The organism is Rhodococcus sp. Z13 (assembly GCF_025837095.1).
GTDB lineage: Bacteria > Actinomycetota > Actinomycetes > Mycobacteriales > Mycobacteriaceae > Rhodococcus > Rhodococcus sacchari.
In genome coordinates this window covers 2024432-2036667 of the sequence record NZ_CP107551.1, presented here as the reverse complement: position 1 = coordinate 2036667, position 12236 = coordinate 2024432, and the positions used below count along the sequence as shown (strand labels likewise).

Sequence of the window (12236 nt, the reverse complement as noted above, 5' to 3'; positions counted from 1 at the left end):
TTACCAGTGGGTCGTGACGGCTCAGCGGACGGCACGACGTCGGGATCGGCCTCCACGGACCGACGCAGTAGACCAGTGTGCCATTCCCTGCCCGGCCACCCTACGGACGCGCGCCGGGTTCGTCCGGATCGGACGGATGTGTGTCGCCGTGGGCGGACGGATCGGTGTCGTCGAACAGTTCGAGCTGTGGTTCGCGGGCACGCACCTCGATGCCGCCGGTCGCGGCTTCCGGGGGCGGAGTGAGCCCGAGCTGCAACCAGGCCGCCTGGGTCGCCACACGGCCGCGGGGGGTGCGGGCGATCATGCCGGCGCGGACGAGGAAGGGTTCGCACACCTCCTCGACGGTGGCCGGCTCCTCCCCCACGGCGACCGCAAGGGTGGACACGCCGACGGGTCCGCCGCCGAAGCTGCGCACGAGCGCACCGAGGACCGCCCGGTCGAGACGGTCGAGCCCGATGGGGTCGACGTCGTACACCTCGAGCGCGGCCTTGGCGACGTCCCGGGTCACCACACCGTCGGCCCGCACGTCGGCGTAGTCGCGGACGCGGCGCAGCAGCCGGTTGGCGATACGCGGCGTGCCGCGGGAGCGACCGGCGATCTCCGCCGCGGCGTCCTCGCGCAGGTCGATGCCGAGGATCCGCGCCGAGCGCTGAAGGATCCGCTGCAGCTCCGGCGGGTCGTAGAAGTCCATGTGGGCGGTGAACCCGAACCGGTCGCGCAGCGGGCCGGTGAGGGCACCGGAACGGGTGGTCGCGCCGACGAGGGTGAAGGGGGCGACCTCGAGCGGGATGGAGGTGGCGCCCGGGCCCTTGCCGACGACCACGTCGACGCGGAAGTCCTCCATCGCGAGGTAGAGCATCTCCTCCGCTGGGCGGGCGATGCGGTGGATCTCGTCGATGAACAGCACGTCGCCCTCGGACAGGTTCGACAGCATCGCTGCGAGGTCGCCGGCCCGTTCGAGAGCGGGACCGGAGGTCAGGCGCAGCGAGGTGCCGAGTTCTGCCGCGATGATCATCGCCATCGAGGTCTTGCCGAGGCCGGGCGGGCCGGACAGCAGGATGTGGTCGGGGGTGCCGCCGCGCAGTTTCGCGCCGCGCAGCACGAGCTGCAGCTGTTCGCGCACCCGCGCCTGGCCGATGAAGTCGTCCAGGTCCTTCGGGCGCAGGCTGGTTTCGATGTCGGCGTCGGAGGGCAGGTGCTCGGCGGTCACCTGCGATCGCTCCACCCCGGCCGCGTCGAACTCGCGGTATTCGTCGGTCACCGTGCCCTACCCAGCAGTTTCAGCGCGGAGCGCAACGCGGTCGACACGTCGGCGGCCGGATCCTCGGCCAGGACCTTGTCGGTGGCGGGTTCGGCCTGCTTCGGGGTGAAGCCGAGGCCGACGAGGGCCTCGACGATCTGGTCGCGCAGCGGGGAGCCGGCGGCGGGGGCGGCCGTACCCTCGGCGCCCCCGTAGGCGGCGACCTTGTCGCGCAGTTCGACGATCATGCGTTCGGCGCCGCGTTTGCCGATTCCCGGCACGCGGGTCAGGGCGGAGGTGTTGCCGTCGGCCAGCGCCGCGCGCAGCGCGTCGGGTTCGAGGACGGCGAGGGTCGCCATCGCCAGCCGCGGCCCCACCCCGCTGACCGTCTGCAGCAGCCCGAACAGGTCGCGTGCGTCGGTGTCGGTGAAGCCGTAGAGGGTCATCGAGTCCTCGCGGACGATCATGGCGGTGGCCAGGCGGGCCTTCTCGCCGCGCCGCAGTCCCGCGAGGGTCGCGGGGGTCGCGTTGACCCGGTATCCGATGCCGCCCGCCTCGATCACGACGTGATCGAGGGCGATGTCGAGAACCTCGCCGTGTACCGAGGCGATCACCGGCTACCTGCCTTCCGCGCGGCCGACTGTTCGCGCAGCCGCTCTTCGTAACGTCGTTTCTGTTGTGCGGCCGCGGCTTCGGCGGCCGCGAGCCGGGCCAGGAGCGGGGCGCGCCAGCAGTGCGCGACGGCGAGGGCGAGCGCGTCGGCGGCATCGGCCGGCCTGGGCGCGGCGTCGAGTTTGAGGATACGGGTGATCATCGTGGTCACCTGTTTCTTGTCGGCGCTGCCGTTGCCCGTGACGGCGGCCTTCACCTCGCTCGGTGTGTGGAACATGACCGGGATGGAGCGGCGGGCCGCCGCGAGCGCGACGACACCACCGGCCTGGGCGGTGCCCATGGCGGTGCGCACGTTGTGCTGGGAGAAGACCCGTTCGATCGCGACGACGTCGGGCCGGTAGCGGTCCATCCACTCCTCGACGGAGTCGGACACCTTCAGCAACCGCTGGGAGAGTTCGAGATCGGGTGAGGTGCGGACGACACCCACCGCGACGGGCAGCACGTCGCGCCCACGGCCCGTGTCGACCATGCCGAGGCCGCATCGGGTCAGCCCGGGGTCCACACCCATCACGCGCACCCGACTCACCTCTCGCCCTCGCACGCCGCCCCCATCGGGATCACCCCGACGGAACCGCGAACCCTCGCCCTGTTGCGAACGCCTGTTCGAGAGCATAGCGGCCGGGGCCGGGTGCCGGATCACCGACACGCGACCCCGGCCGTGCCGAGTGCGTCAGGTCTCGCTCAGGCGTCGAGCTCGGCGAGCACCTCGTCGGAGATGTCGACGTTCGTGTAGACGTTCTGCACGTCGTCGCAGTCCTCGAGGGCGTCGACGAGCTTCATGACCTTGCGGGCACCCTCGGCGTCGACGGGCACCTCGACGGACGCGCGGAAGTCCGGGTCGGCCGAGTCGTAGTCGATACCGGCATCGACGAGTGCGGTGCGCACGGCGACCAGGTCGCTCGCCTCGGAGACGATCTCGAAGGACTCGCCGAGGTCGTTGATCTCCTCGGCGCCCGCCTCGAGGACGACCTCGAGGATCTCGTCCTCGCTGCGGCCGTTCTTGTCGAGCACGACGACGCCCTTGCGGGTGAACAGGTAGGACACCGACCCCGGATCCGCCATGTTGCCGCCGTTGCGGGTCATCGCGGTGCGGACCTCGCCCGCGGCGCGGTTGCGGTTGTCGGTGAGGCACTCGATGAGCAGCGCCACACCGTTGGGGCCGTAGCCCTCGTACATGATGGTCTGCCAGTCGGCGCCACCGGCTTCCTCACCGGCGCCGCGCTTGCGGGCACGTTCGATGTTGTCGTTGGGGACCGAGCTCTTCTTCGCCTTCTGGATGGCGTCGTACAGCGTCGGGTTGCCCGCCGGGTCGCCACCACCGGTCCGAGCCGCCACCTCGATGTTCTTGATCAGCTTCGCGAACATCTTGCCGCGCTTGGCGTCGATGACCGCCTTCTTGTGCTTGGTGGTGGCCCATTTGGAGTGGCCGCTCATTCGCTTCGAGCCCCTTCCGGCGATGTGTGGTCGGCTTAACCGACAGGTCGGAGCGTCGATTCTACTCGCCTGCGAGGTGTGCCACCGCACAGTGCCCGCCCACGGCGTGTGCGCGGGCACCGCGCGGTTCAGCGGCGCCCGCGCGCGATGTCGACGAACAGCCGGTGCACCCGCAGGTCACCGGTGATCTCGGGGTGGAAGGAGGTGGCGAGCACGGGCCCCTGCCGCACCGCCACCGCCCGCCCGGCCGCACCATTGCCCGCCGGGACCGTCGCGAGGATCTCCACGTCCGGGCCGACGCTCTCGACCCAGGGGGCGCGGATGAACACGGCGCGCACGGGACCACCGTCCACACCGCTCACCTGGAGGTCGGTCTCGAAGGAGTCCACCTGGCGACCGAAGGCGTTGCGCCGCACCGTGACGTCGAGGGCGTCGAGGTGTTCGGCGCCGGGCACCGTGTCGAGGATCCGGGAGGCGAGCAGGATCATGCCCGCGCACGAGCCGTAGGCGGGCAGCCCGTCCTTCAGCCGGGTGCGCAGCGGCTCGAGCAGGTCGAACACGCGCAGCAGCCGGCCCACCGTGGTGGACTCGCCCCCCGGCAGGACGATCCCGTCCACCTCGTCGAGTTCGCGTTCGCGGCGCACCGTGATCGTGCGGGCACCGGCCGCCTCGAGGGCGGCGCGGTGCTCGCGGACGTCGCCCTGCAGAGCGAGCACACCGATCGTGGGAGTGGAAGTCGTCACCTGTTCCTGCCTGTCGTGTCGGGGCCGCCGACGCAGGCAGGACGGGGAGTCGGCTCCCCGGTCAGGACTCGCGCATCAAACGCGTGAGGCCTTCCTGCACCACGGCGGCGACCATGTTGCCGTTGCGATCGAAGATCCGCCCCTGGGTCAGTGCCCGGCCCAGTCCGGCGGAGGGAGAGGTCTGGTCGTAGAGCAGCCAGTCGTCTGCGCGGAAGGGGCGCAGGAACCACATGGCGTGGTCGAGCGAGGCGTTCTGGGTCTTCTCCTCGTGCCCGACGTTCGCCGAGCCGAGCAGGGTCATGTCGCTCATGTACGCGAGCGTGCAGACGTGGAAGACCGGGTCGTCGGGCAGCGCCTCCCGCGACCGGAACCACACCTGCTGCTGCGCGGCGGCCCGGCGCGAGGCGTCCATGAGCTCGGGCGGCACGAACCGGAACTCCCATTCGGCCCACTCCCGCTTCGCCCACAGGAGGGTCTCCGCGTCGAACATCGTCTCCGGGTCGGGAAGATCCTCGGGGAACGGGACGGACGGCATCCGGTCCTGGTGCTCGATCCCCTCGTCCTGCCCGTGGAAGGACGCCGACATGGTGAAGATCGCCTTGCCGTCCTGGACCGCGGTCACCCGGCGGGTGCAGAACGAGCGGCCGTCGCGGATGCGGTCGACGAGGTAGACGATCTGCATCGTGGGGTTGCCAGGTCGGATGAAGTAGCCGTGCAACGAATGCACCCCGAAGGCGGGATCGACGGTGCGCACCGCGGAGACGAGTGCCTGACCCGCCACCTGGCCCCCGAACGTCCGGGGCAGCATCGTCTCGGTCGCGATGCCCCGGAAGATGTCGTTCTCGATCTGTTCGAGTGCCAGGATCTGCTCGATCTTCGCCATGCGTGGTTCCTCTCTCCGCCTCACCGTTGAAGGCTAACGGCACGGAAGAGGACGTCATGCCCGCTCTCTCGGGATTCACCTCCCGAACGAGATCGCAATCACGTGCCGGATGTGACACCCTCGGGGAAACCGAGGGGGCACGATGCGGCAACGCGCGGACGTAACCACCAGACACCGGGTCACGGTGTCCGGTCGCGGGAACGGTGGGGTTCTCGTCCTGGCACACGGATTCGGGTGCGACCAGCATCTGTGGCGGCTCGTGGTGCCGCTGCTCGAGTCCGAGTTCACGGTGGTGCGGTTCGACCACGTCGGATCCGGACGAGCGGATCGCGACGCGTGGGATCCGGACCGCTACTCGCGGATGGAGACCTACGCGCAGGACGTCGTCGACCTGTGCCGCGGACTGGGTCAGGGCCCGGTGGTGTTCGTGGGCCACTCGGTGAGCGCGACGATCGGGGCGCTGGCCGCCACCTACGATCCCGGGATCTTCGCCGGGCTGGTGATGCTCGCGCCGTCGCCGTGCTTCGTCGACGATCCCGCCACCGGCTACCGCGGGGGCTTCAGCGCCGCCGACCTCGACGAGCTGCTCGAATCGCTGGAGGCGAACTATCTGGGTTGGAGCGCGGCGATGGCCCCGGTGATCATGGGCAATCCGGAGCGGCCGGAGCTCGGCGCGGAACTCGCCGAGACCTTCTGCCGCACGGACCCGGAGGTGGCACGGGTGTTCGCCCGGGTGACCTTCCTGTCCGACAACCGCGCCGATCTCGCAGCGGTCCCGGTGCCCACGCTGGTCGCGCAGTGCGCGCACGACGCGATCGCGCCGGCGGGGGTGGGTGCCTTCGTTCACGAGCAGATCCCCCGGAGCGAACTGGTGACGCTGCCGGCCACGGGCCACTGCCCGCAGATGAGCGCTCCCGACGAGACCGCCGCCGCCGTCGCGGCGTTCGCGCGCAGGGTGGGGTGACTGCGACGACCGCGTACGACGACGCGATCGCGGCGCTGCTGACGGAGGACGCCGAAACCCTCTACGACAAGGCGCCCTGCGGGTACGTGACGTCGCTGCCCGACGGGCGGATCCTGAGGATCAACGCGACGCTGCTGGACTGGCTCGGGTACTCGGCGGACGAAGTGGTCGGACACCGGCGCTTCTCCGATCTGCTCACCGTGGGCGGCCGGCTCTACCACGAGACCCACTACGCCCCGATCCTGCTGATGCAGGGCGAGATCGGCGGGATCGCACTCGAACTCGCCCGCGCCGACCGCACGCGCCTGCCGGTGCTCGCTGCGTCGCGGCTCGAGACCGACGCGGCTGGAGGTCCGCTGCTCGTGCGCACCACCTTCTTCGACGCCCGCGAGCGTCGGTCCTACGAGACCGAGCTGCTGCGGGCGCGCCGCGAGGCCGAGCAGGAGCGAGAACGGCTGCGGCGCATCACCACGACCCTGCAGGCCACCTTGCTGCCGCCGGCGCTGCCTGCGGTGCCGGGGCTGGAGGTCGACGCCCACTACCACATCGCCTCGCCCGACGAGGTCGGCGGAGACTTCTACGACCTGTTCCCTGCCCGGGCGGGCGGCTGGGGGATGTTCCTCGGCGACGTGTGCGGCAAGGGTGCCCGCGCCGCGACGGTGACCTCCCTCGTCCGCTACACCCTGCGGGCCGCCGCGGTCCACGTCGACGATCCGGCCGCGGTTCTGCGCACGCTCAACGCGGCGCTGCTCGACGAACGCGAGCGTGACCCCCGGACGCCCTTCTGCACACTGCTGTTCGGGACGGTCGTACCCGATCCGGCGACCGGCGGGGTGGACGTGCACCTCGCCTCCGGCGGTCACCCGCCGCCGCTGGTCCTGCGCGCGGACGGCAGCGCCGAGCGGCTGCCCACGGTGGGCGGGCAGCCGATCGGGGTCCTCCCCTCCCCCCGCCTCGTGAACCACACGGTCCGGCTCGAGCCCGGCGACACCCTGCTGCTGTACACGGACGGGGTGACCGAGGCGATCGTCCCCGGACCCGAGGGCCCGGGGACGGGACGCGAACGGTTCGGCGAGGACCGGCTGCTCGCCCACGTCCGCGCGGTCGCACCGGCATCCGCCTCCCGGCTGGTGGGGTCGGTGAGGGAGATGCTCGACACCCTCGGTGCGGGAGTGCAGGACGACGTCGCGCTGCTCGCGGTCGGTTCGCCCGCGCGAGGAGCTCACCAGCCGCGTTCGGCGAGCCGGTGCGGCTGAGGGATCTCGTCGACGTTGATCCCGACCATGGCCTCGCCGAGACCGCGCGAGACCTTCGCCAGCACGTCCGGATCGTCGTAGAAGGTGGTGGCCTTGACGATCGCCGCGGCCCGCTGGGCGGGATTGCCGGACTTGAAGATGCCGGAGCCGACGAACACGCCCTCGGCGCCGAGCTGCATCATCATCGCGGCGTCGGCCGGGGTGGCGATGCCACCGGCGGTGAACAGCGTGACCGGCAGCTTCCCGGTCCGGGCGATCTCGACGACGAGGTCGTAGGGGGCCTGCAACTCCTTGGCCGCGACGTAGAGCTCGTCCTCCGGCAGCGACGTCAGGCGGCGGATCTCCTGGCGGATCCGGCGCATGTGGGTGGTGGCGTTGGAGACGTCGCCGGTGCCGGCCTCACCCTTGGAGCGGATCATCGCCGCGCCCTCGTTGATGCGGCGCAGCGCCTCGCCGAGGTTGGTGGCGCCGCAGACGAACGGCACGGTGAAGGCGAACTTGTCGATATGGTTCTCGTAGTCGGCGGGGGTGAGCACCTCCGACTCGTCGATGTAGTCGACGCCGAGCGCCTGCAGGATCTGCGCCTCGACGAAGTGGCCGATCCGGGCCTTGGCCATGACGGGGATGGAGACGGCCTCGATGATCCCCTCGATCATGTCGGGGTCGCTCATCCGCGACACGCCGCCCTGGGCGCGGATGTCGGCGGGCACGCGTTCGAGGGCCATGACGGCGACCGCGCCGGCATCCTCGGCGATCTTCGCCTGCTCGGGGGTCACCACGTCCATGATCACCCCGCCCTTGAGCATCTCGGCCATGCCGCGCTTGACGCGGGCGGTACCGGTGGCGGGGGCGGTGTCGGGGGTGCTCACGATCGGTATTCCTCCAGGAACGACGGGTCGACGGAATGCCGCGGCCCACAGGCGGGCTCACGGCCGAACCCAGCCTAGGAAGGAAATCGGGCCAGTCCCATATCCAGTTCGGGATAACTGGACTGATCGAACAGCGCGCCTTGCCCGCCGAGGCCCGTACGCCGCCGGCGTGAGCAGGTCGGAAGAAGAGTGACGCAGAGATCGGATGAAGACAAGGTCCAGTTCTCCCGAACTGGCCTGCACGGATACGAAATCCGGGACGTACCGGCGTCAGTGGATGGCGCGGAGCTCCGGCCGGTGCAGGCCTTCGGCGACCTGTCGGGCCTCGTCGAGCAGGTCGGGCAGATCCTGCGGGTAGACGGGCTCCCCCGACCGCGCCAGCGCTTGCAGTTCCTCGGCGTCGAACCAGCGGTGTTCGAGGTGCATGCGGCGCTCGAGCTCGGTGAACCCGTCGGCTCCCGGCTCGAAGGCGGGCACCCGGACGGAGAAGAACAGCTCCTCGGAGTGCATGACCTCCCCGTCGAAGGGGAAGACGGCCACGCGCCGCCACATCGGGCCGACGAGGCGGCCCGGGTCGATGCTCAGGCCGGTCTCCTCGGCGAGTTCCCGGGCCGCAGCCGTGGCGAGATCCTCACCGGGTTCGACGGCGCCGCCGACGGTGAACCAGAAGCGCCGGTCGGGTACCGCCGGGTCGTGGCCGCGCAGGAGCAGGATGCGGCCCTGCTCGTCGAGCACCACCAGCCGGGCGGAGGTGCGGGCACGGTCCGGGACGGGCTCGGGGTGCGGGACCGCACCCGACACCGGGGCGGGCCCCGTGGTTGCTACCGGGGCGGGCCCCGTGGTTGCTACCGGGGCGGGCCCCGTGGTTGTTACCGGCACGGTGGCGGCGGCGACTCCGTCGGCGCGCTCGGCGATCTCGAAGTAGGTGGGCAGCGGTGCGGTGCCCCCGAGGTGCAGCCAGCGCACGGGCCGGCGGGTGCGCAACGCGAGGGTGTCGCGGACGGCGTCGTTGTGGAACCGCCGGGCGATGAGCACCCGGGCCTCCGCGTCGGCGAGTTCGGCGACGAGCTGCGAGCGCAGTCGTCCGGTCTCGACGCGCGCCAAGGCCGCCGACAGTGCGTTCTCGGCCTCCTCGCGGCGGCTGCGGTCGGCGCGTTCGGCGGCGTCGGCGCACCGGGCGAGGGCCCGGCCCTCCTCCACCGGAATCGACGCAGCGATGCTGCGCGCCACAACCGCACGCCGCGCGAGCGCCGCGTCGAGGGCCTGCCAGGACAGGTCGTAGCGCACGTGCAGCCGGTCGAGCCGGTTGGCGGTGGAGTACGCCCACACACCGACCGACACGACGACCGCGGCGACGAGGGCCAGGACCAGGATCGTCAGGGCACTGAGGGTCACGAGCGGACCTCGCGGACCGGGCCGGCGCCGACGGTGACGGTCTCGTAGACCCGCAGGATCTGCTCGGCGACCACCGGCCAGTCGTAGGACTCCACCACGACGGATCCGGCCTCGACGAGCGCGCGGCGCCGCTCGTCGTCGTCGAGGACCTCGAGGATGCCCCGGCCGAGGGCATCGGAATCGCCGACGGGCACGAGCACCCCGGCCTGCCCGTCGCGCAGGACACGGCGGAAGGCGTCGAGCTGCGACGCCACGACGGCGGTGCCGGCGGCCATCGCCTCGACGAGCACGATGCCGAAGCTCTCGCCGCCGAGGTTGGGGGCGCAGTACACGTCGGCGCTGCGCATCGCGGAGGCCTTCTCGTCGTCGTCGACCTGCCCGAGCAGGCGCAGGTGCCGGGCGTGCGGGCCGGCCTCCTTGCGGAGGCGGTCCTCGTCACCGCGGCCGACGACGAGGATCTCGATGTCGGGATGGCGCGCGACCAGGGCGGGCAACGCGCCGAGCAGCACGTCCATGCCCTTGCGCGGTTCGTCGTAGCGGCCGAGGAAGAGCACCGTGCGACCCGGGCGCGGATAACCCGGCAGCAGCGGCGCGTGCCGGAAGGACGGCACGTCGACGCCGTTGGGGATCTCCACGGCGTCCGAGCCGAGCGAGGTGACCTGCCAGCGACGGGCCAGTTCGGACACGGCGATGCGGCCGGTGATCTTCTCGAGATAGGGCTGCAGGACTCCCTGGAAGGTGCTGAGCACCAGGGATTTCGTCGTGGAGGTGTGGAAGGTCGCGACGATCGGGCCTTCCGCGACCTTGAGCGCGAGCATCGACAGGCTCGGCGCGTTCGGTTCGTGGATGTGCAGGACGTCGAAGTCGTTGTCGTTGATCCAGCGGCGCACCCGCGCGTAGGAGACCGGGCCGAAACTCAGGCGCGCGACCGAGCCGTTGTAGGGGATCGCGACGGCACGGCCCGCGGAGACCACGAAGTCCGGCAGCGGGGTGTTCTCCGAGGCCGGGGCGAGCACACTCACCTCGTGGCCGCGGGCGATGAGCACCTCGGCGAGATCCACCACGTGTGCCTGGACTCCGCCGGGAACGTCGAAGGAGTACGGGCAGACCATCCCGATCCTCAACTACGCCTCCATCCGGGCACGGCGGCTCTCCGACAGATCGTCGAGCCACAGCGGTTGCAGCATGTGCCAGTCCTCGGGGTGCTCGGCGATGTTCGCGGCGAACCGGTCGGAGAGCGCCTGGGTGGCGGCCTCGAGACCGCCGCTCACGTCGAGCGGCGGGTCGACCTTGAAACCCCAGCCGTCCTCGGTGAACCAGCAGTGCACCGGCAGCAGCGCGGCGCCGGTGTCGATGGCGAGCTTGGCGGGGCCGGCCGGCATGCGGGTGGGTTCGCCGAAGAAGGTGACGGGCACGCCCTTGCGGGCGAGATCGCGTTCGCCGAGCAGACACACGATGCGGTTGGTGCGCAGCCGCGCGGCGAGTTCGACGAAGGGCGGGCTCTCCCCGCCGGAGAGGGGGAACACCTCGAAGCCGAGCTTCTCGCGGTAGTCGACGAACCGCTGGTACAGCGATTCGGGTCGCAGCCGCTCGGCGACCGTGGAGAAGCGGCCGTAGGTGCGGGTGCACCACACCCCGGCGAGATCCCAGTTGCCGCTGTGCGGCAGGGCGAGGATCGCGCCGTGACCGGCGGCCAGGGCCCGGTCGATGTGTTCGCGGCCCTCGATGGACGAATCGATGGCGGCGGCGGTGGCGTCGAGATCCATCGACGGCAGCCGGAACGCCTCCCGCCAGTAGCGGGCGTAGGAGCGCACCGAGCGGCGGATCAGGTCGTCGGGGACCTCGTGGGGAGCCACACCGAGCACCCTGGCGAGGTTGCGGCGCAACTGCTGCGGTCCCCCACCGCGGCGGGCCGCGTAGTCGGCGCCGGCATCGAAGAGGCGGCGGGCGAGGCCGTCGGGCAGGGCCCGGACCACTCGCCAGCCGCCCGCGTACGCCAGGTCGGAGGCGCGTTCGGACAGGTTCACCGCTGTCCCCCGTCGTCCTCGGGTTCGGTCCGTGTGGTCGGGGCGATCGGCAGTAGTTCGCGGGCACCCGCGGAGTTGCGGACGGCGAGCACCCGCTGGAACACCGTGATCACCGAGCCCACGACGAGCAGCCACATCGCGATGTGGATCGCCCAGTCGAGGCCGAGGCCGGTGAGACCGGCGCCGACGAGGACGATGACGAGCCGGTCGGGGCGTTCGATGAGACCACCGTCGGCGGACAGGCCGCTCGCCTCGGCGCGGGCCTTGGCGTAGGAGATGACCTGCGACGACACCAGGCAGATCAGGGTGGCGACGAACAGCGGACGGCTCTGCTCGTGGTAGACCGCCCACCAGGCGAGGCCACCGAAGATCGCGCCGTCGGCGACCCGGTCGCAGGTCGCGTCGAGGACCGCACCGAAGCGTGTGCCACCACCGCGGGCCCGGGCCATCGCCCCGTCGAGCATGTCGAACATCACGAACAGCCAGATGACCATCGTGCCCCAGAACAGATACCCGTTGGGGAACAGGGTCACGGCGGCGGCGATCGTGGCGACCGTGCCGATGAGGGTGACGGCGTCGGGCGTCAGTCCGGTGCGGATCAGTGCCTTGCCGAGCGGCGCGGTGACCTTCGACACCGACGCGCGCCCGAAGAAGCTCAGCATCCCGCGACCCCTGTCTTCCCGTTCGACCGTTGTGTACGGAACCGTGTCCGGCAACCGATCCTGCCACGGGAGACGCCGACGGTGCCCGGAC

The 12236-nt window shown here is 71.2% G+C and carries 13 protein-coding genes; 2 read left to right on the top strand and 11 right to left on the bottom strand.

Annotation, left to right across the window (positions count from 1 at the left end; translation table 11 throughout):
• Positions 1–100: 100 nt before the first annotated feature.
• From ruvB to OED52_RS09330, 6 genes are all read right to left on the bottom strand, one after another.
• Positions 101–1225 carry a Holliday junction branch migration DNA helicase RuvB gene (gene ruvB / locus OED52_RS09355; RefSeq protein ID WP_413247755.1) on the bottom strand — a complete coding sequence of 375 codons (1125 nt, stop codon included), beginning with the start codon at positions 1223–1225 and terminating at the stop codon, positions 101–103.
• A gap of 32 nt (positions 1226–1257) precedes the next feature.
• Positions 1258–1854, bottom strand: a complete 597-nt coding sequence (gene ruvA, locus OED52_RS09350) for a Holliday junction branch migration protein RuvA (RefSeq protein ID WP_264154349.1) — start codon at positions 1852–1854, stop codon at positions 1258–1260.
• The gene (gene ruvC, locus OED52_RS09345) at positions 1851–2429 is read right to left on the bottom strand and encodes a crossover junction endodeoxyribonuclease RuvC (RefSeq protein WP_264154348.1); all 579 of its coding nucleotides are present in this window, start codon (positions 2427–2429) and stop codon (positions 1851–1853) included. Before ruvC ends, ruvA begins: the two co-directional genes overlap by 4 nt.
• 164 nt (positions 2430–2593) lie before the next feature.
• Complete coding sequence (locus tag OED52_RS09340) at positions 2594–3346, bottom strand: YebC/PmpR family DNA-binding transcriptional regulator (RefSeq protein ID WP_264154347.1); 753 nt, start codon at positions 3344–3346, stop codon at positions 2594–2596.
• A gap of 128 nt (positions 3347–3474) precedes the next feature.
• Positions 3475–4089 (bottom strand): pyridoxal 5'-phosphate synthase glutaminase subunit PdxT, encoded by a 615-nt coding sequence (pdxT, locus tag OED52_RS09335; protein ID WP_264154346.1) that lies wholly within the window; start codon positions 4087–4089, stop codon positions 3475–3477.
• 61 nt (positions 4090–4150) lie between these two features.
• On the bottom strand, positions 4151–4972 hold the full coding sequence (locus OED52_RS09330) for an acyl-CoA thioesterase (protein WP_264154345.1): 822 nt from the start codon (positions 4970–4972) through the stop codon (positions 4151–4153).
• Between the two features lie 142 nt (positions 4973–5114).
• Here OED52_RS09330 and OED52_RS09325 point away from each other — a divergent pair, with 142 nt between their 5' ends.
• Together OED52_RS09325 and OED52_RS09320 are read left to right on the top strand one after the other, a co-directional pair.
• Positions 5115–5936 carry an alpha/beta fold hydrolase gene (locus OED52_RS09325; protein WP_264154344.1) on the top strand — a complete coding sequence of 274 codons (822 nt, stop codon included), beginning with the start codon at positions 5115–5117 and terminating at the stop codon, positions 5934–5936.
• Positions 5933–7192, top strand: a complete 1260-nt coding sequence (locus OED52_RS09320; protein ID WP_264154343.1) for a PP2C family protein-serine/threonine phosphatase — start codon at positions 5933–5935, stop codon at positions 7190–7192. Before OED52_RS09325 ends, OED52_RS09320 begins: the two co-directional genes overlap by 4 nt.
• Here OED52_RS09320 and pdxS read toward each other — a convergent pair.
• From pdxS to pgsA, 5 genes are all read right to left on the bottom strand, one after another.
• Positions 7159–8061 (bottom strand): pyridoxal 5'-phosphate synthase lyase subunit PdxS, encoded by a 903-nt coding sequence (gene pdxS / locus OED52_RS09315; protein WP_264154342.1) that lies wholly within the window; start codon positions 8059–8061, stop codon positions 7159–7161. The genes OED52_RS09320 and pdxS overlap by 34 nt on opposite strands.
• Before the next feature lie 270 nt (positions 8062–8331).
• Positions 8332–9456 (bottom strand): NUDIX domain-containing protein, encoded by a 1125-nt coding sequence (locus OED52_RS09310; RefSeq protein WP_264154341.1) that lies wholly within the window; start codon positions 9454–9456, stop codon positions 8332–8334.
• A complete protein-coding gene (locus OED52_RS09305) occupies positions 9453–10580 on the bottom strand; it encodes a glycosyltransferase family 4 protein (RefSeq protein WP_264154340.1) in 1128 nt (375 codons plus the stop codon). The genes OED52_RS09310 and OED52_RS09305 overlap by 4 nt, the downstream gene beginning before the upstream one ends.
• Positions 10581–11483, bottom strand: coding sequence for a phosphatidylinositol mannoside acyltransferase (locus OED52_RS09300; RefSeq protein ID WP_264154339.1), 903 nt, complete (start codon positions 11481–11483; stop codon positions 10581–10583).
• On the bottom strand, positions 11480–12145 hold the full coding sequence (pgsA, locus tag OED52_RS09295; protein WP_264154338.1) for a phosphatidylinositol phosphate synthase: 666 nt from the start codon (positions 12143–12145) through the stop codon (positions 11480–11482). Before pgsA ends, OED52_RS09300 begins: the two co-directional genes overlap by 4 nt.
• Positions 12146–12236 lie beyond the last annotated feature (91 nt).